Origin of the sequence: Cohnella xylanilytica, from assembly GCF_014212175.1 — a bacterium.
In the GTDB taxonomy this organism is placed as follows: domain Bacteria; phylum Bacillota; class Bacilli; order Paenibacillales; family Paenibacillaceae; genus Cohnella; species Cohnella xylanilytica.
Map to the genome: position 1 here is coordinate 1 of NZ_JACJVR010000076.1, position 22,967 is coordinate 22,967.

The following is a 22,967-nucleotide window of genomic DNA, read 5'->3' on the forward strand; positions in this document are numbered from 1 at the left end:
GCGCTCGGGCCGGGCGCGCCGGTCCGGCGACGGCTGCCCGCGCTGGGCCGCCATGTCGCCTGGCTCGCCCTCGCCCTGTCGCTGGCGGCGGGCGGAACGGTCGGGCTGCTGGCCCAGCAGAGGACGGGCGGCGACGCGGCTCCGCTCCCCGCGGCGCCCTATGCCGATCCGGTCCCCGCGGAGAAGAAGGACGTCGGCATGCCGGATAGGCTTCGGTATGCCGACGTCGATGCCAAGGCCGTCAAAGCGTATTTGCGCAGCCGCGATTCCCTGCTCGCGGACGAGCCATACTTCGGCGCCATCGTCGCCAGCGCCCGGAAGTTCGACGTGAATCCGCTGCTCCTGTTCGCGATAACCGGGCAGGAGCAAGGCTTCGTGCCCCGGTCGGGCAAGCAGGCGCGCCAGATCGTCAACAATCCGTTTAACGTGTTCCACAGCTGGCAGGATTACAACACGGATATCGCGGACTCCTCGGAGATCGCCGCCCGCACGATCGCGAGGCGGATGGTCAAGAGACCGGAAGGGCACGAGCCGTTCGAATGGCTGAACCTTACCTATGCCGAGGACCCCGCCTGGTCCGAAGGCGTACGTTTGATTTTCGACAAGCTCGCGAATCTCTCAAGGTCAAAATAGGCGCGGCGGCGTCGGAAAAAAATATGAAACTTGTATGCTTCTTAGCACGTAAAGGAATAATAGTTAGAAGCGCTATATCCTATTTCAGCTTATTCATCGGGAGGACAATCGAAACTCAATGGCAGACGCGACACTATCGTCAGAACCGGACTCATCCAACTCATTCTGGTCTCTACTCAGGAAGGGCAACACTTCGTCGGCGACGGCCGCGATCGGCAATACGCTGCTGGCCGTGGTCAAAGGCGTCGCGGCGTTCCTGACCGGCAGCGGCGCGATGTTCGCGTCGACGATGCACTCCGTGGCGGACGCGGTCAACCAGGCGTTCGTGTTCACGGGCAGCGTCCTGGCGGAGAAGCGGCCGACGCGAAGGTTCCCGACCGGGTTCGGGCGGGTCATCAACCTGTTCTGCATGGTCGCCGTCATCGTCGTGACGGTGATGGCGTACGAGACGATTCACGAAGGCTTTCACCTGCTTAAGCATCCCGCCCACACGTCGGGGATGTGGCTCAACCTGATCGTTCTGCTTCTGGCTCTGGCGACGGACGGATTCGTCCTGATCAAAGCGATGAAGGAGATTCTTCACGAGAGCCGGGTGGAGGCGAAGGGGCTGCGCATCTTCCCCCAAGCGTTCCGGCATGTCGGCCGGGCCGCTCCTCCGACGCGGCTCGTGTTCTACGAGGACCTGGTCGCGACGCTCGGCGCGCTGTTCGCCCTCATCGCCGTTCTGGTCACCTCGCTCACGTCGTTCCACGCGATCGACGGCGTCATGACGATCGTGATCGGCATCCTGATGGTCGGGGTCGCCTTCCGCGTCGGCTACGACAATATGGTCGGGCTCATCGGCGTGGCCGCACCTCCGGACGTGGAGGACAAGGTGGCGAAGATTATTTTCTCCCATCCGAAGGTCGTCGACATCAACCAGCTCCGCATCCTGCAGGAAGGCCGCTATTACCACGTCGAAGGGCTGATCGAGCTGAAGAAGGGACTCAGTCTCGCCGACGCGGACGATATCAAGTTCCAGGTGCGCGACGAGCTGCTGAACGATCCGCACATCTCGGACGTGACGCTGGGCATCATCGAGGACAACGGCGTGACGGACTGGGATCCGGAAGAAGACGAGGAACAAGACTAAGCCCCGCGCGGGCTCTCCATAGAACGTAAAGAAGGAACCTGAGCGTCTAGACGCCAGGTTCCTTCGCTATTCCGAGATAGTCGTCGATGGCGGGAGGCACTTCCGACAGCGCGGTTAACGTCAGCAGCGCTCCGCGAGGAGGCGTCTCGATCGTCAGCAGGTTGTACGTCCATTCCTGCTCGCGCTTCATGTGGATGGCGTGAATGCCGCATTCCACGGCGGGGAGGACGTCGGTTCGCAGCGAATTGCCGATCATCCACGTACGGTCCGCGTCGAAGCGGCCTTCGCGCAGAATCTCCTTGAGCGCGTCCGTGTTCTTGTGTACCCGAACGTAGATCCGGTCCTGGAAAAATCGCTCCAGATTCATCCGCTCGATCTTCCGCCGCTGGATCGCAGGGTCTCCGCCGGTATAGAGGTGAAGACGGTGGCCTTGCAATGTCAACGTCTCGAGCGTCTCCTCCATGAACGGATACGGCTCGACCTCGTGGTCGTAGACGCTCATGCCGAGCTCCCACAGCCGCTTCTCTTCGTCCTTCGATCCCGGCCTGCCGAGCAGGTCGCCGAAGTACCGGTACGTGTCCACGAACGAACGGGGGAAGTGATCGAACTGAAAGCCGAAGATCTTCACTCCGGCGATGTCGATCTCCGTATGCTTGTCGATAATGCTCTCGCGCGTCGCCGCTAACGGCGCGAACCATTCCGTCATCAGGTCGGCGAACTGGTCGAGGACGAGATTGAAGTATTTATTGCAGTAGATTAACGTGTCGTCCAGATCGAATAAGATGCTCTGCTTCATTGCGCTCGCTCCTTCAATACGTTGCCGGGGGCTCCTTTGTTTATCGTATCCGTCCGCAGCCGAAGGCGCGCCCCGTTCCCGAAGCCGGATATCTTCCATTATGGCCGCGAATACCAGGTTTGTAAATGCGCGCGAAGTGGCATGATGGTAACAAAAAGCCCTTCGCCGCGATCGCGAAGGGACGGAGGTGAGTCGCTATGCCGAGAAACGGCAGCACCAAAGCGGACGATCAGCAGAACTTCGCCCGCCTGAAATCGGAAGCCCGGACGCCGAATCTGGAGAAGCTGTCCCGCCTTCCGCCGAGCCTGAACAAAATCAACAAGAACCTGCCTTGATGCCTCTCAGGCATACTTCTCGCGCTTCGCCCGAAGATCCCTCTTGATGAAGGCGATCCTCTGGCGCACATAGAAGTCGTAGCTGCCCCCGCGCAACTCCCGGGGGCTTATCGTATGTCCGGTGTCGTTATCGATGATGACGAGCTTCCCGTCGGCGTAAAATTTGAAAGTAAGATCCGTTGACGGGCGGCTTCCTCTCGCAGGCTCTACAAATCGCAGGTGCTCGCAGTTGACCATTCCCATCCACCTCGTATTCAGAATTATTCGAACAAATGTTCTTGTTCCCATTATAGCAAACATTTGTTCGTATGGAAAGGCGTTCCGGAATACAATAAACTAGATTCATTGGGGAAACTATCAATTCAAGCATCGCCGGAGAAGGAGCACAAGCAGCCATGATCACGATATCGGGATTGACCCGCACTCTGCCGCAAGGCAAAACGGTGCTTCAGGAGATTCGCGGACAGCTGGAGCCCGGCACGTTCGTCGCGATCGTCGGGGCGAGCGGCAGCGGCAAGTCGACGCTGCTTCGCTGCCTAGCGCTCAAGGAGCCGTGGACGAAGGGAGAGTACCGGTTCGACGGCCAGGAGGTCATGAAGGCCGGCCCGCTCGCGAAGCTTCGCGTTCGGCGCAAGATCGCGTACCTGGAGCAGAAACCGCTTTTATACGAGAAGAAGACCGCGCTGAAGAACGTTCTGATCGGAGCCGTCGGCCAAGTGTCCTGGATTCGCCGGATGACCGGCATGGTCCGCAACGACGACTACATGGACGCGATGGACACGCTGGAGGCGGTCGGCCTCATCGACCGGGCGAAGCAGCCCGCCGAGAAGCTGAGCGGCGGGGAGCGCCAGCGGGTCGCCATCGCGCGGGCGATCGCCCACGGCGCGGAGCTCGTTCTGGCGGACGAACCGGTCACGGGGCTGGACCCGCACTCGGCCGAGGACATTATGGCGATCCTGAAGAAGCTGTGCAAGGAGAAGCGGACGACGATCGTCGTGGCGCTGCATAGGCTCGAGCTGGCCGAGAAGTTCGCGGACGAGATCTGGGGCCTGCATGAGGGACGAATCATCATGAACGTCCGGGGACGCCGGCTGACCGGCGCCGAGAAGGTGCGCCTGTCGTGACGGCCGTCATTCGGCCGGCCCGTTCGGAAGAGGAGATCCGTCTCGCGCACCGGCTGGAGGCGGCCTGTTATTCTCCCGAGCTGGCGGCGTCGCCCGAGGCATTCCTCTACCGTTGGCGGACGTACCCGGACTACTTCCTGACGGCATGGGAAGGGGAACGGCTCGTCGGCCTCGCCTGCGGCGTCCGGACGGACGCGGAGGATTGCTTCGACGTCGGCATCAAGAAGCTGCTCGGAGGCTCGCAGGACGGACGCAAGCTGTGCGTCCTGTCGGTCGCGGTGGACGAGAGCCGCCGCGGCGGCGGCCTCGGGGCGAAGCTGCTCGCCGCCATTGTCGAACGGGCGAAGCGCGGGGGGCTCGCGGAAGTCCTGCTGATGTGCCAGAGCGGTCTGGTCCGCTGGTACGAGGCGAACGGCTTCCGGCCGACGGGACTTATTCACGACGAGCACGGCGGCGTGGAGTGGCACGATATGATCATGAAGCTGACGGAAGAACGGCTCCCAGGCTGAGAGGCTTGGGAGCCGATCCGATTGCGGGAGTCCGATCAGAAGGTCTCTTCGGGCGATTCGCCGGCAAGCTCGTGCAGGGACTTGATCTTGCCATGGGGATGCTGCGTCTGCTTCCGTTGCTTCCAAGCGTTCTCCCTGCGGCGTTTGGACGTGCTCATGGCGCATTCCTCCTCGCGATTCGCATCGCCTAAGATTCGGAGCTCGGCTATATCGTGGCGCAAGCGAGGGGCGGTTATGCAAGCGGGGCGCGGGCGAGCGGGTTCTGAACGTGACGCATTCTGGGGCTGAGCGAGGAAGAAGCGCGAGATTGGAAAACGAAGGAAGCGCGGAAGACCGCGCTGCTTCGGCCGGCGCCGGAGAAGCGGAAGTTAGCGGAAATACGGAAGTTAGCGGAAATACGGAAGTTAGCGGTGATACGGGGAAGTTCCCGAAGATTCGGGAGCTGCCGGAGATAACGGAAGAATTGAGGGTGGGGGTTCGGATGATGGAAGCGACGAAGGAGAGATGGACCGCTCCTCTGCTGTCGGTGAATACGGGCGCGGCCCGCTTGGGAACGTACAAAGGACGGGAAGCGAAGTCCGGCATCGGCAAGGAGCCGGCGGACCGTCCGCTTCTTCTCGGGCCGACGGGGCTCGAAGGGGACGAGCAGGCGGACCTGGTCAACCACGGCGGGCCGGACAAGGCGATGTGCGTCTACAGCTATCTCCACTATTCGCACTGGGAGGCCGTTCTGGGGCGGAAGCTGCCGATGGGCGCGTTCGGGGAGAACTTCACTCTGGACGGCATCTCGGAGGACATGGTGCATGTCGGCGACGTCTTCCGCGTCGGCGGGGCGACCGTCCAGATCAGCCAGCCGAGAGTGCCTTGCTGGAAGCTGGCGATGCGGTGGGGGCTCGACGAGCTGCCCGCTCTCGTGACGCAGACCGGCGCGACGGGCTTCTACTTCCGGGTGCTCGAGCCGGGAGAGGTGGCCGCCGGCGAGATCGAGCTCGTCCGGCGTCATCCCGCGGGTCTCTCCGTGAAGGAAGCGAACCGGATCATGCACCGCGACAAGAAGGATACGGAAGGCATTCGGCGGCTGCTCGCGGTGGAGGCGCTGGCGGACAGCTGGCGCGATACGCTGACGAAGCGGCTGGCCAAATCGGAAGCGGAGGGATAAGAGATGTCGTTCGCCGACAAAACGGTCGTGATTACCGGCGCGGCCGGAGGAATCGGCCGCGCGTTATCGCGGTCCTACGCGGAGCAAGGCGCGGCCGTGCTGCTGACCGATCTGCCGGGCGAAGAAGGCGAAGCGCTGGCCCGTTCTCTCGTGCAGGAGGGGGCGCGGGCCGAGTTCTTCGCCGCGGACCTGGCCCGGCCGGAATCGGCCGCCCGGATCATGAAGGCCGCCTCGGACGCGTTCGGAAGCGTCGATATTCTGATCAACAACGCCGGTCTGGGCATCTGGAAGTCCCCGCTGGAGCTGGAGCTCGAGGAGTGGGACCGCGTGCTGAACGTCAACCTGCGGGGGACGTTCCTCTGCTCCCGGGAAGCGGCGAAGATCATGAAGCGCCAAGGGACCGGCGGCGCGATCGTCAACATCGCTTCCACGAGGCATCTGCAGTCTGAGCCGAACTCGGAAGCGTACGCCGCCTCCAAGGGAGGCATCGCCTCGCTGACCCACGCGCTCGCGCTGTCGCTCGGCCCGGACCGGATCCGGGTCAACGCGGTCAGCCCCGGCTGGATCGAGACCGGCGATTACACGGCGTTGCGGCCGGAAGACCACGATCAGCATCCTTCGGGCAGAGTCGGCGTTCCGGACGACATCGTCCGCGCCTGCTTCTACCTGACCGATCCGGAGAACGGCTTCGTCACCGGCATCGATCTGGCCGTGGACGGAGGCATGACGCGCAAGATGATTTACGTGCCTTGAGAGCCGTCACGATAGATCCGTCGGCAATCGCAGGCGATGGCCGACATACAATAAGAGGAAGAGGGAGGCGGATAGGCGCTTGGGCGGGACGAGACGGGCTTCGCCGTTCCGCGACAGCGAAATTCGTAAGCGTTTTCCAACAACGGCAGGAATTCGCGGGCGAACCGCGAAAGGTATCAACATCGCAGCCAGATGCTTCCGACGACTCTCCGACTTAGCATTCCGAATATGCGAAAGGGGATAGGCAGCCATATGGTCACGTTGCCCAAAACGAACGAGCTAGGCTTCTTCGAGATCCGGCTGGAATCGATCGGCGGACTCGGAGCGAACCTGGCGGGCAAGATGCTCGCCGAAGCCGGAGTGATGGGGGTGGGGCTGAACGGAGTCAGCTTCAGCTCCTACGGCTCCGAGAAGAAAGGATCGCCCGTCAAAGCCCACATCCGCTTCTGCGCGCCCGACGCCCGAATCCGCGATACCTCTCCCGTCGAGCGTCCTCACGTCATCGGCATTTTCCACGAGAACCTGTCCCGTACCGTCAACGTCATCTCCGGCATGCGCGAAGACACCATCGTCCTGGTCAACTCCAAGAAGCCGCCCTCCGTCCTCAAGGACCAACTGAAGCTGAAGAGCGGCACGCTCGCCGTCGTCGACGCGACCGGCATCAGCCTCGAAGAGAACAACCGCGTCAACATGGCCATGCTCGGCGCGCTGTTCCGGCTGTGCCCGTTCCTCGATCCCGAATTCATGAAGGGCGTCGTCCGCAAGTCGCTCGAGAAGAAGTACCCCGGAGCCGTCCAGCCGGCGCTGAACACGTTCGACCGCGGCTACAAGGAAGTGAAGTTTCAGACGTTCGAGCTCGCCCCGGGGGATTCGATGCCGGCGTTCGTCCGGATGGACACCCCCGTGCTCGGCTACGAGACGCAGCCGATCGGCGGCCTCATCACGAATCCCGGCAACAGCGTGCTGAAGGATCTCAGCATCTCCCGCGCCGGGCGCCTCCCGCACTTCGCCGACGACAAGTGCATCCACTGCGCCGCCTGCGACAACGTATGCCCCGACTTCTGCTTCGTCTGGGAGGAGCTTCCCGACAAGAAGGGACGTCCCCAGATGTTCCTGCAAGGAATCGACTACCAATACTGCAAGGGCTGCCTGAAATGCGTGCAAGCGTGCCCGACGGACGCCCTGTCCGCCGAGCTGGAAGAGGACGGGTACGCGGACGGACGCCGCGTCGCCCATCGCTTCAACTACGTCGTCTAACCGCTGCGTCGTCTAATCGCGATGTCTACTATCGCCACGTCCTCGATCGCCGGGCCGGGCCCGGACGGCTTTTCTCCCGCCTCCATCCAAGCCTTGTCGCGCCAACCGATCCTTCCGCCGCCGTCTGCCGGTCCGACTCCCTGATGACAATGGATGATACGAATTCCAAGTCGAGTCCAGAAGGGTGGGCAACGGTAAAATGGCAATCGATATCCGCAAGGAGCACGGCCAAGCGGGAACCGCGGAGCAGCGCGTCGTCTACGAATCCGGCAACGAGATGGCGGCTTACGCGGCCCACCAGATCAATTATCACATCATGGGGTATTTCCCGATCTCCCCGTCGACGGAGGTCGCGCAGTTCCTCGATCTGATGAAGGCGAACGGCCAGCACGACATCGTCCTCATCCCGGCCGACGGCGAGCACGGCTCGGCGGGCGTCTGCTACGGAGCTTCGACGGCCGGAGGCCGCGTCTTCAACGCGACGAGCGCCAACGGCTACCTGTACATGCTGGAGCAGATGCCGGTCCAGTCGGGGACGAGGTTCCCGATGGTCATGAACCTCGTCTGCCGCTCCGTCTCCGGTCCGCTGGACATCCACGGCGACCATTCGGACCTGTACTTCGCCCTCAACACCGGCTGGCCGATCGTGCTGTGCCGCGATCCGCAGGCGGTCTACGACATGAACCTCATCGCGCTCAAGCTGGCCGAAGATCCCGAGGTGCGCCTGCCGGTGCTGGTCGCGTCCGACGGCTACTTCACGAGCCACCAGAAGCGGCGGGTCATGACGTTCGCGAACCGCGAGGACGTGCTGGCGTTCGTCGGCGAGAAGCCGCCCGAAGGGTTCGCGCACGTGCTCGACCGCGACAACCCGATTACGGTCGGGCCGTACATGAACGAGCCGGACTACATCAACAACTGCTACCAGCAGTCGATGGCGATGTACAAGGCGGAGGAGGTCTACGACCGGATCCGCCGGGAGTATGCCGCGCTGACGGGCCGCGATTATCCCGTCCTCGACCTGTACCGCATGGACGACGCCGAGGTGGTCGTCTTCCTGCTCAATTCGTCGGCCGAGATCGTCAAGGACGTCGTCGACCAGCTGCGCGAGAAGGGCGTGAAGGCGGGATCGATCTCCCCGAACCTGATTCGCCCGTTCCCGGCGAAGGCCATCGCGGACGCTCTGAAGGGCGTCAAAGCGGTCACCGTCGGGGATCGCGCCGACTCGTACGGCGGCCACGGCGGCAACATGACGCTCGAGGTGAAGGCCGCGCTGCATACGTACGGCAACGCCGACACGATGGTGATCAGCCGCGTGTACGGGCTCGGCGGGAAGGACTTCTACGCCGAGGACGGCCTCAAGCTGTTCGAATTCGCGATCGAAGCGGCCGAGAAGGGGAAGGTCGAGAAGCCGTTCGATTACCACGGCCATACGAAGGGCGACCCGGCGAAGGCGCCGAAGCGGGTGCTCGAGCCGATGCGGTACGAGGACCTGAAGACCGGGCTCATCACGGTGACGCCGGACGAGTCGACCGGCAAGCTGAACGTGCGGGTGCCGCCGCTCCGCTCGCTGACGAAGAAGCCGAAGCGGATCGCGCCCGGGCACGGCGCTTGTCCGGGCTGCGGCATTTTCTCCGGGCTGGAGCTGTTCTTCAAGGGCATCGAAGGCGACATCGTCGCCCTGTTCCATACCGGCTGTGCGATGGTCGTCACGACGGGGTATCCGTATTCCGCCCACAAGGCGACGTATATCCACAACTTGTTCCAGAACGGGGCCGCGACGCTGTCCGGCGTCGTGGAGATGTTCCACGAGCGCAAGCGCCGGGGCGAGCTCGACCACCTCGGGCTGAAGGACGACTTCACGTTCGTCATGATTACCGGCGACGGCGGCATGGACATCGGCATGGGCCCCGCGATCGGAGCCGCCTTGCGCAATCATCGCATGATCATCCTCGAATACGACAACGAAGGCTACATGAACACGGGGGCGCAGCTGTCCTATTCGACGCCGCTCGGCCACCGGACGTCGACGTCGAATGTCGGCAAGAGCCAGGCCGGCAAGGTGTTCCACCACAAGGACACCGCGCAGATCATGGCGGCGACCCACATCCCATACGTGTTCACGGGGAGCGAGGCGAATCCGCAGGACCTGCTGAAGAAGGCGGCCAAGGCGCAGTGGTACGCGCAGAACGTCGGCATGGTGTACGGGAAAATTCTGATAACCTGTCCTCTCAACTGGCTGTCCGACGACAAAGACGGCTCGACGATCATCGAGCATGCGGTCAACACCTGCTTCTTCCCGCTGTACGAAGTCGAGCGCGGCATTACGACGATTACCTACAACCCCGAGGAGAAGGGCAAGCGGGTGCCGATGGCCGATTGGCTGAAGCTGATGGGCAAGACGAGGCATCTGGTGAAGCCGGAGAATGCCGGGCTGCTGAAGGAATTCGAGGACGAGATCGAGCGTCGCTGGAATATGCTGAAGGCGAAGCACGACAGTCCTTATCTGTAGGCCGGGGCGGTGAAGCGGATGCCATATGCGCTGATGCATACAGGAACGGGCGAGCTGCTGTCGGGCCGGCAGGTGAACGGGTACTCGCTGGCTTATTACGGGATTCTGCTATGGGAGGAGGCGCCGGCCGAAGAGGAGAGGCTGGCGGCGATTCTGCGGACGGACCGCTACGGTCCGGTCGCGTGCCCGCCGGCTTCGAAGCAGGGCCGGCACGAGGCCGAATGGGAGCAGGTGCTGGAGCTGTCCCGCTGGAAGCCCGCGCTGCTCACCGAGCAGGAGGCGAAGATGGCCAACGTCAAGCTGCGCAACGACGCGGCCTTGCGCGTGTACTTCCGCGAGGGCAAGCTGCAGGCGGAGCCGATCGTAAGAGATGCGTGAAGGGAGCGATCCCCGGAAGCGCCGTCGCGGGCGCGTCCGGGGATCTTTTTCGCATCCGGGGAGAGGCCTCATGTCGGCGCCGGTGCTATGAATGCGGAATTTATCGGCATTGGAGGCATCCTGCGCCAGCGCGGACGCCTTGTATGCCGAATTTTTCGGCATTGAAGGTATCCTGCGCCGGTGCGTCCGCCTTGAATGCCGAATTTATCGGCATTGGAGGCATTCTGCGCTGGCGCGGACGCTTTGAATGCCGAATTTATCGGCATTGGAGGCATCCAGTGCCGGTGCGTCCGCCTTGAATGCCTAATTTATCGGCATTGGAGGCATCCTGCGCTGGCGCGGACGCTTTGAATGCCGAATTTATCGGCATTGGAGGCATCCAGCGCCGGTGCGGACGCCTTGAATGCCGAATTTATCGGCATTGGAGGCAACCTGCGCCGGTGCGTCGCCTTGAATGCCGAATTTATCGGCATTGGAGGCATCGCCAGCTTGAAGGCGGCGGATTTATTCGAGGCGACTCCATATCGTCTCCTTGAAGATCCGGAGCGGAACCGCGGTCTTCTTGAACAGCTCGCTCGTGAACGTCGCGACGAGGTCCGCCGCGGGAACGACCAGAATGAACTGGCCGCCGAAGCCCATCGCGAAGAAGCAATGCGGCCCTAAGCGGTCCCCCTCGCCGCCGCCCAGCGTCCACCAATGATAGCCGTAGGAGCCGAGGCGATCGTACGTATGAAGCCGAGTGCGCGTCGATTCCTCGATCCATCGTTCGGAGACGATCCGCCGCCCTTCCCAGCTTCCCTTCCGAAGGACGAGCCTTCCGATGCGGACCAGGTCTTCGCCGCGCAGCCGCAAGCCGAAGCCGCCGATGCCGATGCCGTGCGGGTCCGACGGCCAGACGAAGCAATCGATGCCGAGCGGCTCGAACAGCCGCTTCCGCGCGTAAGCTGCCGTCGGCATTCCGACGGCGCGCTGGAGAACGGCGCTCAGCAGCTGGGAAGCGCCCGAGTTATAGACCATTCTCCGACCCGGCGCCTCCGTCATCTCCCTTCCGAGAACGAATCGGACCCAGTCGGGGCTGTTCACCATCGCCTTCGGATACCCGTGCCATGCCCCCATCTCCGGCCAGTCGAAGCCCGGCGACATCGTCAGCAGGTGCTCCACCGCGATCGAGGCCTTGTCCTCGGGGACGCGGGGCAAATAGTCCGAGATCGGCGCGTCCAGCGGACCGATCCGGCCTTCGTCGACGGCGATTCCGACGAGCAGGGACAGAACGCTCTTGGTGACGGAATTCACTTTATGCAGCTCCGCCGCGGCGTTCGGCTCCTTCTCGTATCGGTAAATCAGGGAACCTCCGCTCCATAGGAAGCAGGTCCGGATGCGGTTCGAAGCGACTTGTTCATGGAGCTCGCGAACGGCGTCTTCGGGTACGGTCAGCGTTCGGATCATGTCGAGGCCGCCCTTCTGCTTGGCTTGGATTGGAATGACTCGATTGACAAAAGAGTACCTGCCCCGGGACCGGGTGTCAAATGGCCCGAATCCTCCTTTCGACATCCTTCGACGTCCTCGCGGTCATAGCGGAAGCATGACGATTCACGTGACCGGGGTAACTATCTGCCGCAATCGCTTGCTCGTTATAATGTCGGCAGATCGTGCAATTCTCATGTTCAATCCAAGAGGAGATCGGGAGGATCCAATCGATGAAGTGGAGCAGGAAGGCAGCGGCGTGCGTGATGTCCGCCTCGCTGGCGGCGGGGCTGCTGCCCGCGGCCGCCGGCGCGGCGGAAGGAAGCGGGCCGGAGGCTGGCGGGCAATCGCCGGTCAGCGCGTATTTTTTCGATGAAAACGAAGAGAAGGGGTTCATCGAAGGGGATATCAGATGGACCGCCCCGGAGGACGATTCCGAGGTCGAGAGCTATGTCTTGACGTTCCAGGACAAAGCCGGGAAGGACCTGGACAAGATTGCCGAAGTCGAGAACGACGGCTCGCACGACTATCGGTACGAGCTGCCGGAGACGGCTTTGGCGGCGGACATGAAGCGGGTAGCCGTCTATTCCAAGCTGGACGACGGCTCGCTCGTCGGACCGGCAACGTCTAAAGTGTGGGACAATCCGGACGGGCTCGTCATGATCACTTCGTTCATGGACGCCGATCCGGCCCCAAATTCGTTCTCGGGAACCCTGAAATGGGAACCGCTCGCCAACGCCGACATTACCGGCTACGAGGTTTGGCTGCTCAAGGGCCACGAGCGTTACGAGAGATTGACCTCCGTGGCGAAGGGAGCCAGGACGGAATATAAATTCCCGGACCATTATTCGTTCCCGGAAGGCGTCGACGGGATCGGGGTATTCGCGATCGATTACGAAGGAATGCCCATCGATTACATCTACGACGGGGAATTCGACTTCATCAATAACCAGTCCGCCATCGTCGATCAGGCTCCCGATGTCGTAAACCCGGCTCCGGCAGACGTTCCGCCGCCGGTCATGTCGGCTATTTACGACTTCGACGCGGCCAAGGGCAAGATCGCCGGTTGGATCTCTCTGTTCAGCTACGGCGGCGGGTACGAATCGGTCGATTCGTTCACGCTCTACTTCGGCAACAAGACGAACCCGAAGATTCAGAAGCTCGCGGACGTGCGCATCGTCGACTTCAACTTGATTTACCTGGATTCGACGGCCATTCCGACGGGTGCCGACCGTTTCACCGCATATTCGAACACGTCTGCGGGCCAGAGCGCCGAGCATTACGAGAGCTTCATCTGGGATTCGCCGGCCGCCGCGACGAACCCGACGATCGATAATACGGACCCCGACGAAGGCCAGATCGGCGGCAAGCTGACTTGGGGCAACCCGGATACGACGACGAAGATCGCCGCCTACAAGATCGGCTGGCAGATCGACAAGACTTACGACTTCGTCAAGCTCGGGCAGGTCGAACGCAAGGACGCCAACGAATTCGCAGTGCCGGCCAACACGGCGATCCCCGCCAACGCGCTCGGCCTCGCCATCGTGTCGATCAACGAGGAGGGTCAGGAAGGCGACTATGCGCTCATTCCCGTGTCCGATCTGAAGCCCGGAACGGTTCCGACGACCCCGGCTCCGGACGCGAGCCGGATCGCGGTGCAGAACAACGCCGGCAAGGCGGACAGCGTCACCGTAACGGGCCTTAAGGCGGGAGACGTCGTCAAGGCGTACGCGAGTCCGGATTCCGCGGAGGCGATCGGGACGGCCGCGGTCGCGAACGGCCAGACGTCCGCGGTCGTCACGGTCGATCAACTCGGGACGGGGGCGGGCTCCGTCTACGTTACGCTGACGAGCAAGGACGACCAAGGCAAACCGATGAAGGAGAGCCTTCGGACGAAGAAGGATTACGCGGCCGAGCCTCCGGCGCAGCCGGCTCCCTTGAATCCGAATCAGATTACGATCGAGAACAACATGGGAGACGTCCAGGACACGGTCAAAGTAACCGGCTTGCTCGCCGGAGACCAGATCTCGGTCTATCGCCAAGCCGAAGGCGGCACTCCGGTCGGCAACGCGGTCGTTAAACCCGGCAAGACCGAGGTGGAGTTGATCTACGGCCAACTGGGCATCGAGGCCGGCACGCTGTACGTGTCGCTGAAGCGCGGAGACGTCGAGACGCCGCGGACCGCCAAGACGTATGCCGCCGAAGCGATCGTTCCTCCCGCCGCCGCTTCGATCCGGATCGTCAACAATCCGGCGGGCACGGCGGACACGGTCCAAGTGTCGGGTCTGCAGACGGGCGATTCCGTGAAGGTGTTCAACCTTCCGAACGGCGGTCAGCTGCTCGGATCGGCGAACGCGGTCGCCTCCACCAAGACGGCGACGGTGACGATCGATCAGCTGGGCGAGGCCGGGGGCACGGTCTACGTCGCGATTCGCCGCGGCGGCGCCGATTCGTCGAGGACCGCCAAGGAGTTCGGCGCGGAGGCTCCCGCGGAGCCGAACCCGCCTGCCGCGAATCAGATCGCGGTCGCGAACGAACGAGAAGGCACGCCCGATAAAGTGAAGGTAACGGGACTTCTCGCGGGCGATACCGTCAAGGTATACGCAGCCGCGACCGGCGGAACCGCCTTCGGTTCGGCGACGGTCGCCCCCGGGGCGACGGAAGCGACCGTCTCGATCGCCCAGCTCGGCAAGACGGCCGGGACGGTCTACGTATCGCTGACGCGGGGAGGCGTGGAGTCGCGGCAGCGCACCGCCAAGGCCTACGCCGCCGAACCGGCCGATCCGGCCGGCGAGCTGAGCGCTGATCAAGTGAAGATTACGAACAAGCGCCCGAGAGAGCAAGACGTCGTGCTCGTGACCGGATTGAAGACGGGCGACGTCATCAAGCTGTATAAGGACAATAAGACGTCGACGAGACCGATGGCTACATCGAGCGCGGTCGCGGCGGGAGCGGACAGCGTAACGGTCAACGTCTCCCAGCTGGGCGCCGCCGCCGGCAAGCTGTATGTCTCGTTGACCCGCGGCAAAACCGAGAGCGCGAGAGTCGAGGTCGCGTACGCCGCGGAACCGCCGCCTCCTCCGGCCGCTCCTGCGGCCGCGACGATCACGGTGACGAATTCGCTGGGCCGGCCGGATACGGTAACGGTGAACCGGCTCGTCGCGGGATACACCGTGAACGTGTACGCCCAGGCGACGGGAGGCGCTCCGCTGAAGTCGGGCACGGCAGGGACCGGCCAGACCGAAGCGACGCTTAGCATCGATCAGCTGTCCGTCGGGGCGGGCACCGTATACGTCTCGCTGACGCGCGGCGGCCAAGAATCCGCCCGAACGGCGAAGCCGTATTCCGCCGAACCGCCGGCGAAGCTGGATCCGGGCGCGATCGTCGTCCAGAACAACCAAGGCAGAACGACGGATATCGCCAAAGTTACCGTAGGCGGGTCCTTGCAGGTCGGCGACGTCGTGAAGGTGTACAAAAACGCGAACGATCCGGCCTCCCGGGCGATCGGCACCTCTTCGGCCGTCAGAAGGACCGATCAAGCCGTCACCATTACGCTGAAGCCCCTCGGCGAAGCCGAAGGAAGCGTCTACGTCTCGATCGTCCGCGGACGGCTGCCGGAGAGCGAACGCGTGAAGGTCGACTATGGGGCCGAGCCCCCGGCGGCTCCCGCCGCCCGGGCCATCTCGGTCGTCAACGAGCTGGGCCGGCCGGATAAGGTGACCGTAACGGGGCTGCTGAACGGCGATGTCGCCAAAGTGTACCGGGATGCCGCCGGAGGAGCGGCGATCGGCTCCGCCGCGGCGGCCGGCGGCACGGCGACCGTCGCCGTCGAACAACTCGGAGCCGCGTCCGGGACGATCTACGTCACGATAAGCCGGGACGGCCGGGAATCCAATCCTCGCACGGCGAAGCCATACGATTCGGAGCCGCCGGAGCCGCCGGCCGCGCAGACGATCAGGATCGTCAACAATCAGGGCAATTCGTCCGATACGGTCGTCGTCGGAGGCTTGCTGACCGGGGACGTCGTCAAGGTCTACAAGGACGCCCAGACGACGAGGGCGATCGCTTCGTCCCGAGCCGTCGGCAAGAACGACGGAGGCGCGGCGACCGTCTCGCTTAAGCTCCCGACGAAGGATGCGGGATCGGTATTCCTCTCCATCTCGCGCGGCCGCAAGGAGAGCGCCCGCACCGAGGCGGCGTACGGAGCCGAACCGCCGGCCGCGCCGCCCGAGCGGACGATCGAGATCGTCAACCGCTACAAGGAAGGCGACACCGTCTCCGTGAAGGGATTGCTGGCCGGGGACGGGATCAAAATCTATGCGTCGGCGAATTCGGCCGAAGCTCTCGGCTCCGGCACGGTCGGCACCGGAAGCGATACGGCGCAAGCCGCGGTGGCGCTTCCCGGTTCCGCGGCGGGCAAAGTCTACGTCTCGGTCGTCCGCGGCGGCCTGGAGTCGTCCCGAACGGCGAAGAACTACACCGCCGAGCCTTCGGCGCCGTTCGATCCGGCGAGAATCTCCGGCTGGACGAACGCGGGCGGCAAGGTCGGGTTCGCCATCGACGTTCGAGGGCTGGCGCAGGGCACCGTCTTGAAGATTTACAAGGACGCCGGGAAAAAGAAGCTGGCGAAATCGGTCACCGTCGGAAGAAACGGAGACCCGATCGCCGTGTCGCTGACGCAGCTGTCCGCCGACGGAGGCACGCTGTATATCACCCAGACGTCGAGAGGACAACCGGAGAGCGCGGTCGCGGAGATCGCCTATCCGGGCAAGGGATAAACGGAACGACCGCGAAGCGGCCGGACGGAAGGATAACTTCCGCGCCGGCCGTTTCCTTCTTCCCGGCTTCCGCGGGAGCACAATCTTTCGCCGATCTGGAGGTTTGTCTCACCTCGCGCTTCGCTTTTTTATGATATAATGGGATTCAATGCACGCGAATCGTTCGCAGGTTATGTCTCCGGGAGGGAACCAATCATGAGTCGACGTTTTGTCATCGAGGCGGTTATGATCGCCACATACGGCCAGCTGCTTCTGCCGAAACGTCCTGTCGAATACAGGATTCCATACTCCACGATCATGGAGTTGTACGATATGAAGGACAGTCCGGAGCCGATCATGCCGGAGCCGGAAGACGACCGCCACGTCAAGGCCAAGGTCGGCGAGATGATCGAATTCTTCGAGGATCCGTTCAACAAGAAGAAGCTGGAGCGGTCTTTGATCGCCCCGTGGCGGGAGAGCCCGCCGCTTCCGATCAACGAGCACGTGACGCTCGTCGTCGTGAACGCGGTCGAGAACATGCAATACGGCGAAGCGCTCGATCCGATCGAGACCGAGCTCATCTTGACTTCGCTGCGGCTTCAATGCCCGATACTGACGGATCAGATCGAGTTCCAGGACAAGGTCGTCCAGAACAGCATTCCGGTCATCCTGTACGATATCGACGATTACGAATTCGCGTTGGAAGAGGACGTCCCTTCCTTCGACGGTTATTCGCAATGAGGAAGCTGCCGGGATTCCCGGCAGCTTTCCTACTACTAGGAGGGACCGAATGCGAATTCCCATGCCGTTGGCCCGCTGGATGGCCGCCCGCTATCGCAAGCGCGGCAAGGCGGAGCGATCGTTGGCCTGGTATGCCGCCATAGGGGAGAACCGGATGACTCCGGCCCAGCGGCTCGAGTACGCGGAGCTGCTCCACGAGCTCGGCCGGCCGGAGCGCGCGCTCCGCGCGCTGGACGGTCTGGAGCTTCCGGACGCCTATGCGCGCCGGGCGCTGATCCATCACGACGCCGGACGGGAACGGGAGGCGATCGACGACTTGAGCGAAGCGATCCGGCTCGCCCCCGCGTCCGGCTATTATCGGTACTCGCGCGCCGTCTCCCTGAGCGGGATCGGGCGATTCGAGGAAGCGATCGCCGACATGAAGGAAGCCATCGCGCGAAGCGCGGACGGCCAGCGAGTGTCGGCGCAATACGAGCTCGGCTGCATCTTCCTCCGCGCCGACCGGTACGAGGAGGCCGCGGAGACGCTCGGCCTCGCCGCGGCCTCGCCCGATTACGCCTTGCCGCTGTACCGGTTCCGCCACGCCCAGGCGCTGGAAGGCGCGGGCAGCGACGCCGAAGCGCTGGAGGCGATCCGGCTCGCCGCCGCCGCCCAGAGCCGGCTTCGGCAGACGCGCGACCAAGGGGAGACCTTCATCCGGGAGAGAACCGGCTATTCCGAGACGGCCGTCCGGACGCTGATGGCGATCATCGACTCGGAGTGCGGATTCCGCCTGAAGGAGGCCCAGCTGCTGGAGAAGGCGGGGAGGCGGGAGGAGGCGCTGGAGGCGATCGAGAGCGGTCTTCTGGATTACCCGGACGAGGAGGATCTGCTTCTCCGTTCCGGGGCCTTGAACCGCGAGCTCGGCCGCTTGGAGGCGTCGGCGGACGTTCTCGAGACGGTCCGAAGCCGGAATCCGGACCGTCTCGCCGCCTATATGGAATTAGGCGCGACCTACCGCAAGATGGAGCGCTGGCCGGAGGCGATCGAAGCGCTTCGGGAGGCGATCGGCCGGTTCCCGAACCAGACGGTCGCCCGCTTCTGGCTCGTCGACGTCTTCCGGGACGCCGGCATGGCAGCGGAAGCGAAGGCCGCGAGCAAGGAGCTGACGGAGATCGAGCCGGACGACCCGCTGAATTGGAAGCAGAAGGCGGAGCTGGCCATCGACGCCGGAAGGTTCGACGAAGCGGACGCCGCCTACTCGGCGGCGCTCTCGCTGGAAGACAGCGCCGAATATTACTTGCGGCGAAGCTATTCGCGCTTCATGGCCGAGAGATACGAGGACGCGTTGCTGGACCTGAATCAAGCGCTGGAGAGGGACGAGTCCTTGCGCGGAGAGAGCAAGACGGCGTACGCCATGGCGGAGCTATACGCCGGCATGGGCAACCGCGAGCTCGCGGAGGAGGAGTACGGGCGGGCGATCCGTCTCGAGCCCGACAACGCGCATCTGTACGAGAGAAGGGCCCAATGCCGGTTCGACGGAGGCCGTCTCGATGAAGCGCTCGAGGACTGCCGGGCCGGGCTCGCCCTCGATTCCGCCAACGTCCGCCTGATCTGGCTGAGCAGCTTCATCCATTGGAGCCGGGGCGACGCCGAGGAAGCGCTGAGCGGGGCGTTGGATTACGTTCGGCTGATGCCCGAAGACGAACAGGGTCATTACAACCTGGCGCTGATCTACTCCCGGATGGGGCTGCAGGACGACGCCATCCGCTCTCTCGGCCGGGCGCTGGAGCTGAGCCCGTTCGAGCCGCGGCTCTATCTGGAGAGAGCGTCCATCTACTATCATCATCTGTTCGACCGGACGAGGGCCGCCGAGGATCTGGCGCATTGGCTCTTGTACACCGGAACCGAGCGGCCCGAGGACGACCGGCTCGGCCGGCTCGCCGAGCTGGAAGGGTTCGACGACGAGATGCGGGAGAGGGCGAAGGAGAAGTTCCTCGGCGGGTTCGGCTTGAGCCGGTACCTCTCTTGACTCCGCCCGAGGACGGCTTCGTGTTCGGGAGCGGAGTATGGTAAAATGAGGGGCGTAACGCGGAATCAAGCAGATCGACATCTTATACCCGATCAGGAGGAGCTATCATGCTCGTAACGACGACCCCCAACGTGGAAGGCTACCGGATTACCTCGTATTACGGAATCGTCAACGGAGAGACGATTATGGGAGCCAACATTTTCCGAGACTTTCTCGCTTCGCTCACGGACGTGGTCGGCGGCCGCTCCGGCTCTTACGAGAACAAGCTGAAGGAAGCGCGCGAGATCGCCATCTCCGAGATGGTGGAACAAGCCCAGCGCATGGGCGCGAACGCGATCGTCGGCGTCGACGTCGACTACGAGGTCGTGCGCGAAGGCATGCTGATGGTCGCGGTCAGCGGCACGGCCGTATCGGTCGAAGCCTGATTCGGAAGGAGCGGAGCGGATGAAGTATCGGAAGCTTGGATCGACGGGGCTGAACGTCTCCGTCGTCGGAGTCGGAACGTGGCAATTCGGAGGCGAGTGGGGCCGTTCGTACGACCTGAAGGAAGCCGACGCCATCCTCGGCCGCGCCCGCGAGCTCGGCATCAACCTGATCGATACGGCCGAATGCTACGGCGACCATCTCTCGGAATCGCTGATCGGCCCCGTTATCGAGCGCAACCGCGGAGATTGGATCGTGGGACGAAGTTCGGCCATCATTTTCACGGACCGTTCCAACGCACCGACGAATTCAAGCCGGAAGACGTCGTTCGTCAGCTGGAAGCTTCGCTTCGCGCGCTGAAGACGGATTACGTCGACCTGTACCAATTCCATTCCGGGCCGGACGCTTCCTTCGATACCGACGGGCTGTGGGAGCTGCTCGGCCGCCAGGTCGAAGCGGGGAAGATCCGCCACCTCGGCATCTCGATCGGCTCGAACCGGAACGTCTATCAGACGGCGAAGGCGACGGAAGTCGGCGCGAAGGCGATCCAGGTCGTCTACAACCGGCTCGACCGCGCGCCGGAGGAGGAAGTGTTCCCGTCCTGCCTGGAGCAGGAGCTCGGCGTGCTGGCGAGAGTGCCGCTGGCCAGCGGCTTCCTGAGCGGCAAGTACCGGCCGGGAGCCTCCTTCGGAGCGGACGACGTCCGCTCGCGCCGCGATGCCGCCGAGCAGGACAAGCTGCTGCGCGAAGTCGAGCGGATCCGGGCCGAGGAAGTGCCGGAAGGCGTCGACATGGCGGCATGGGCGCTGGCCTGGTGCCTGAAGCATCCGGCCGTCACCTGCGTGATCCCGGGCTGCAAGGACGTCGCCCAAGTGGAAGCCAACGCGGCGGCCGTCCGGCTCGTCGAAGCCGGGCATCCGCAGGATCGTTAGAACCGCGCAGGAGGCCGGTCATCCGCAAGAAGATTGGGGCCGTAAGCACGCTGCGGTCGCTGAGCAAGCTCAGACCGCAAGTTAGATGGGGAGAGCGGTATATTTTTGCTGGACTAGAGGATACTGGGACGAGACAGCTAATCCAAAGGCGGTGCTCTCCCATGTGTCAACGATTCTCCCTGTCGGCGGAACTGAGCGATCTCGTCGAGCAATTCCGAATCGGCCACGTCGCCATGCCGTACGGACCCAAATACAATATCTCGCCGACGCAGACGGTGCCCGTCATCTACGAGTACCGGAAGCAGCGGATCCTGGACAATCACCGGTGGGGCTTCATGCCCTACTGGTCCAAGGACGCGGTGAACGCGGACGGGCGGGCTATCGCCAGCCGCCCGATCTTCCGCCGGATCGTGAACAAGCAGCGCTGCGTCATCCCCTGCAACGGCTTCTACGGCTGGTTGTCGGAAGGCAAGGTGCATCAGCCGATCCGATTCGTGTTCCGCGACCGGAGAGTGTTCGGCATTCCGGGGTTCTACGAGAGATGGCCGAGGGTGGACGGCGAGGAGCTTCGCGCGTTCACGATGCTGACGTCGGAGCCGAACCGGGTCGCCCAAGGCTACGTCGAACGGATGCCGGCCATGCTCGACGAGGACGGAATCGACGCTTGGCTGAGCGAGTCCAACGTCGAGTACCGGTCGGTCTACCCATACGTGCGCGAACTGCCGGAGGACATGATGGAGATGTATCCGGTCGGCGGATACGTGAACGACTTGAACCTCGAAGCGCCGGAATGCGCGGAGCCGATCCGCGCCTCGTACGCCGCTCTTCGCCGGTGAACGGACAGCCTCCGCGGATCGATCCGCGGAGGCTTTGTTATGCGATAAATTCGTACGACGGGATGGGAAACCGAATGGAGAAACGAATGGAGAACCAAATGGAGAACCAAATGGAGAACCAAATGGAGAACCGGATGAAGAATCGAATCGAGAGTCCTATGGAGAACGAGGAACGGAATCGAACGGAGAACGTCATCGGAGTCTATCTGTTGTCGGGCTTCCTCGGCAGCGGCAAAACGACGCTTCTGAGGAACCTGCTGAACGAATCCCGGCGGAAGGGGTTGAAGCCCGCGGTACTGATGAACGAAGCGGGCGACGTGAATCTGGACGGACTCGCCGTCGATGCTTCGGTGCCGATGGCCGAACTGCTAGGGGGCTGCATCTGCTGCACGATCAAATCGGACGTCGGCATGGAACTTCTCAACCTGGCGAAGCGGTATCGTCCGGACGTCGTCTTCATCGAATCGACGGGCATCGCGCAGCCGCTCGAGATCATCGACGCCGTATCGGAGACTTCCTTGTACGAGAGGCTCGAACTGCGCGGCATTCTGACCGTCGTCGACGCCGGCCACCTGCTCGACCGGGTCCGGATCGGATCCGGCAAGACGTTTAAGCTGATGAAGGAGCAGATACGGGCTTCGACGCTGCTGCTGCTCAACAAAGCGGACCTCGTGCGCGAGGAGGAGCTGCGCGAGCTGGAGGATCTGCTTCGCGAATGGAACCCGCGCGCCGACGTCGTCGTCACGGTTAAATGCGAGACGGACTTGTCCGCGATCTGGGACGGAGCGGGCGATCGTTCCGCGTTGGACGCGGCGAGACGGCAGGAGGATCGGGAACGGGGAGAAGAGAGCGGGGAAGAGAGGAACGGCGGAGGCTCCCCGTTCCGCGTCCTCGGGAGCGGCGGCCGCGATCACGATCACGTCAACGTCGTCACGTACTATCTCCCGGGACCGCTAGACAGCACTGCCTTCGAGCGCTTCCTCCAGGAGCTGCCCGAGGGGATCTATCGCGCCAAGGGGATCGTCACTTTCCGCGACACGGCCAGCCGCTTCCTGTTCCAATACGCGTACCGGGAGAGCGACTTCCTGCGCATTACGCCCCAGAAGACGGTTCACGACGCCGCGGTGTTCATCGGCGAAGGATTCTCGCGTTCCGAACTGATCGGCAGGCTGGAGAAGCTGATCGCGAACGCGGAAGAATAGTCCCCGCGGCATTTCG

20 protein-coding genes and 1 pseudogene are annotated in these 22,967 nt (G+C 63.2%); 17 read left to right on the forward strand and 4 right to left on the reverse strand.

Annotated elements, in window-relative coordinates; translation table 11 throughout:
* Together H7B90_RS19525 and H7B90_RS19530 are read left to right on the forward strand one after the other, a co-directional pair.
* Positions 1-633: glucosaminidase domain-containing protein (locus H7B90_RS19525; protein ID WP_185137573.1), on the forward strand; the 633-nt coding region annotated here is incomplete at its 5' end.
* A gap of 118 nt (positions 634-751) precedes the next feature.
* Positions 752-1,765, forward strand: a complete 1,014-nt coding sequence (locus H7B90_RS19530) for a cation diffusion facilitator family transporter (RefSeq protein WP_185137574.1) — start codon at positions 752-754, stop codon at positions 1,763-1,765.
* A gap of 46 nt (positions 1,766-1,811) precedes the next feature.
* On the opposite strand, the gene H7B90_RS19535 is transcribed toward H7B90_RS19530, so the two are convergent.
* Positions 1,812-2,561, reverse strand: a complete 750-nt coding sequence (locus tag H7B90_RS19535; RefSeq protein WP_185137575.1) for an HAD family hydrolase — start codon at positions 2,559-2,561, stop codon at positions 1,812-1,814.
* Positions 2,562-2,758: 197 nt separating this feature from the next.
* Here H7B90_RS19535 and H7B90_RS19540 point away from each other — a divergent pair, with 197 nt between their 5' ends.
* A complete protein-coding gene (locus H7B90_RS19540) occupies positions 2,759-2,896 on the forward strand; it encodes a hypothetical protein (RefSeq protein WP_185137576.1) in 138 nt (45 codons plus the stop codon).
* A gap of 6 nt (positions 2,897-2,902) precedes the next feature.
* Here the strand turns inward: H7B90_RS19540 and H7B90_RS19545 are convergent, their stop codons facing one another.
* Positions 2,903-3,133 (reverse strand): hypothetical protein, encoded by a 231-nt coding sequence (locus H7B90_RS19545; RefSeq protein ID WP_185137577.1) that lies wholly within the window; start codon positions 3,131-3,133, stop codon positions 2,903-2,905.
* Between the two features lie 158 nt (positions 3,134-3,291).
* On the opposite strand from H7B90_RS19545, the gene H7B90_RS19550 reads away from it, so the two are divergent.
* Positions 3,292-4,020: a phosphonate ABC transporter ATP-binding protein gene (locus tag H7B90_RS19550; RefSeq protein ID WP_185137578.1), complete on the forward strand. Its 729-nt coding sequence runs from the start codon at positions 3,292-3,294 to the stop codon at positions 4,018-4,020.
* Complete coding sequence (locus H7B90_RS19555) at positions 4,017-4,529, forward strand: GNAT family N-acetyltransferase (RefSeq protein ID WP_185137579.1); 513 nt, start codon at positions 4,017-4,019, stop codon at positions 4,527-4,529. Before H7B90_RS19550 ends, H7B90_RS19555 begins: the two co-directional genes overlap by 4 nt.
* Positions 4,530-4,564: 35 nt before the next feature.
* On the opposite strand, the gene H7B90_RS32585 is transcribed toward H7B90_RS19555, so the two are convergent.
* Positions 4,565-4,687 (reverse strand): DUF6254 family protein, encoded by a 123-nt coding sequence (locus H7B90_RS32585; RefSeq protein WP_221482103.1) that lies wholly within the window; start codon positions 4,685-4,687, stop codon positions 4,565-4,567.
* 149 nt (positions 4,688-4,836) lie between these two features.
* On the opposite strand from H7B90_RS32585, the gene H7B90_RS19560 reads away from it, so the two are divergent.
* From H7B90_RS19560 to H7B90_RS19580, 5 genes are all read left to right on the forward strand, one after another.
* On the forward strand, positions 4,837-5,688 hold the full coding sequence (locus H7B90_RS19560; RefSeq protein ID WP_260411123.1) for an MOSC domain-containing protein: 852 nt from the start codon (positions 4,837-4,839) through the stop codon (positions 5,686-5,688).
* 3 nt (positions 5,689-5,691) lie between these two features.
* Positions 5,692-6,441: an SDR family NAD(P)-dependent oxidoreductase gene (locus tag H7B90_RS19565; protein ID WP_185137580.1), complete on the forward strand. Its 750-nt coding sequence runs from the start codon at positions 5,692-5,694 to the stop codon at positions 6,439-6,441.
* A 252-nt stretch (positions 6,442-6,693) separates the two neighbouring features.
* Complete coding sequence (locus H7B90_RS19570) at positions 6,694-7,698, forward strand: 2-oxoacid:acceptor oxidoreductase family protein (protein ID WP_185137581.1); 1,005 nt, start codon at positions 6,694-6,696, stop codon at positions 7,696-7,698.
* 199 nt (positions 7,699-7,897) lie between these two features.
* The gene (locus H7B90_RS19575) at positions 7,898-10,207 is read left to right on the forward strand and encodes a thiamine pyrophosphate-dependent enzyme (protein WP_185137582.1); all 2,310 of its coding nucleotides are present in this window, start codon (positions 7,898-7,900) and stop codon (positions 10,205-10,207) included.
* Between the two features lie 18 nt (positions 10,208-10,225).
* Complete coding sequence (locus H7B90_RS19580; protein ID WP_185137583.1) at positions 10,226-10,585, forward strand: hypothetical protein; 360 nt, start codon at positions 10,226-10,228, stop codon at positions 10,583-10,585.
* 504 nt (positions 10,586-11,089) lie between these two features.
* On the opposite strand, the gene H7B90_RS19585 is transcribed toward H7B90_RS19580, so the two are convergent.
* Positions 11,090-12,031 carry a serine hydrolase domain-containing protein gene (locus tag H7B90_RS19585; protein WP_185137584.1) on the reverse strand — a complete coding sequence of 314 codons (942 nt, stop codon included), beginning with the start codon at positions 12,029-12,031 and terminating at the stop codon, positions 11,090-11,092.
* A gap of 251 nt (positions 12,032-12,282) precedes the next feature.
* Here H7B90_RS19585 and H7B90_RS19590 point away from each other — a divergent pair, with 251 nt between their 5' ends.
* From H7B90_RS19590 to H7B90_RS19620, 7 genes and pseudogenes are all read left to right on the forward strand, one after another.
* Positions 12,283-16,827 (forward strand): hypothetical protein, encoded by a 4,545-nt coding sequence (locus tag H7B90_RS19590; protein WP_185137585.1) that lies wholly within the window; start codon positions 12,283-12,285, stop codon positions 16,825-16,827.
* A 195-nt stretch (positions 16,828-17,022) separates the two neighbouring features.
* Positions 17,023-17,547 carry an ADP-heptose synthase gene (locus tag H7B90_RS19595; RefSeq protein ID WP_185137586.1) on the forward strand — a complete coding sequence of 175 codons (525 nt, stop codon included), beginning with the start codon at positions 17,023-17,025 and terminating at the stop codon, positions 17,545-17,547.
* 49 nt (positions 17,548-17,596) lie between these two features.
* Positions 17,597-19,558: a tetratricopeptide repeat protein gene (locus tag H7B90_RS19600; protein WP_185137587.1), complete on the forward strand. Its 1,962-nt coding sequence runs from the start codon at positions 17,597-17,599 to the stop codon at positions 19,556-19,558.
* A gap of 107 nt (positions 19,559-19,665) precedes the next feature.
* Positions 19,666-19,983: a YbjQ family protein gene (locus H7B90_RS19605; RefSeq protein ID WP_185137588.1), complete on the forward strand. Its 318-nt coding sequence runs from the start codon at positions 19,666-19,668 to the stop codon at positions 19,981-19,983.
* A 19-nt stretch (positions 19,984-20,002) separates the two neighbouring features.
* Positions 20,003-20,913: pseudogene (locus H7B90_RS19610) on the forward strand (aldo/keto reductase).
* 161 nt (positions 20,914-21,074) lie between these two features.
* Complete coding sequence (locus H7B90_RS19615) at positions 21,075-21,749, forward strand: SOS response-associated peptidase (protein ID WP_185137589.1); 675 nt, start codon at positions 21,075-21,077, stop codon at positions 21,747-21,749.
* 110 nt (positions 21,750-21,859) lie between these two features.
* The gene (locus H7B90_RS19620) at positions 21,860-22,951 is read left to right on the forward strand and encodes a CobW family GTP-binding protein (RefSeq protein ID WP_246578460.1); all 1,092 of its coding nucleotides are present in this window, start codon (positions 21,860-21,862) and stop codon (positions 22,949-22,951) included.
* The last annotated feature ends 16 nt before the right edge of the window (positions 22,952-22,967 follow it).

What these genes read in the sequence shown, in the direction of transcription:
- H7B90_RS19565 (WP_185137580.1), top strand. Translation starts at nt 5,692, where the DNA reads ATGTCGTTCGCCGACAAAACGGTCGTGATTACCGGCGCGGCCGGAGGA.
- H7B90_RS19605 (WP_185137588.1), top strand. Translation starts at nt 19,666, where the DNA reads ATGCTCGTAACGACGACCCCCAACGTGGAAGGCTACCGGATTACCTCG.
- H7B90_RS19575 (WP_185137582.1), top strand. Translation starts at nt 7,898, where the DNA reads ATGGCAATCGATATCCGCAAGGAGCACGGCCAAGCGGGAACCGCGGAG.
- H7B90_RS19530 (WP_185137574.1), top strand. Translation starts at nt 752, where the DNA reads ATGGCAGACGCGACACTATCGTCAGAACCGGACTCATCCAACTCATTC.
- H7B90_RS19570 (WP_185137581.1), top strand. Translation starts at nt 6,694, where the DNA reads ATGGTCACGTTGCCCAAAACGAACGAGCTAGGCTTCTTCGAGATCCGG.
- H7B90_RS19535 (WP_185137575.1), bottom strand. Translation starts at nt 2,561, where the DNA reads ATGAAGCAGAGCATCTTATTCGATCTGGACGACACGTTAATCTACTGC.
- H7B90_RS19580 (WP_185137583.1), top strand. Translation starts at nt 10,226, where the DNA reads ATGCCATATGCGCTGATGCATACAGGAACGGGCGAGCTGCTGTCGGGC.
- H7B90_RS19615 (WP_185137589.1), top strand. Translation starts at nt 21,075, where the DNA reads ATGTGTCAACGATTCTCCCTGTCGGCGGAACTGAGCGATCTCGTCGAG.
- H7B90_RS19585 (WP_185137584.1), bottom strand. Translation starts at nt 12,031, where the DNA reads ATGATCCGAACGCTGACCGTACCCGAAGACGCCGTTCGCGAGCTCCAT.
- H7B90_RS19595 (WP_185137586.1), top strand. Translation starts at nt 17,023, where the DNA reads ATGAGTCGACGTTTTGTCATCGAGGCGGTTATGATCGCCACATACGGC.
- H7B90_RS19540 (WP_185137576.1), top strand. Translation starts at nt 2,759, where the DNA reads ATGCCGAGAAACGGCAGCACCAAAGCGGACGATCAGCAGAACTTCGCC.
- H7B90_RS19550 (WP_185137578.1), top strand. Translation starts at nt 3,292, where the DNA reads ATGATCACGATATCGGGATTGACCCGCACTCTGCCGCAAGGCAAAACG.
- H7B90_RS19545 (WP_185137577.1), bottom strand. Translation starts at nt 3,133, where the DNA reads ATGGTCAACTGCGAGCACCTGCGATTTGTAGAGCCTGCGAGAGGAAGC.
- H7B90_RS19590 (WP_185137585.1), top strand. Translation starts at nt 12,283, where the DNA reads ATGAAGTGGAGCAGGAAGGCAGCGGCGTGCGTGATGTCCGCCTCGCTG.
- H7B90_RS32585 (WP_221482103.1), bottom strand. Translation starts at nt 4,687, where the DNA reads ATGAGCACGTCCAAACGCCGCAGGGAGAACGCTTGGAAGCAACGGAAG.
- H7B90_RS19600 (WP_185137587.1), top strand. Translation starts at nt 17,597, where the DNA reads ATGCGAATTCCCATGCCGTTGGCCCGCTGGATGGCCGCCCGCTATCGC.
- H7B90_RS19620 (WP_246578460.1), top strand. Translation starts at nt 21,860, where the DNA reads ATGGAGAACCAAATGGAGAACCGGATGAAGAATCGAATCGAGAGTCCT.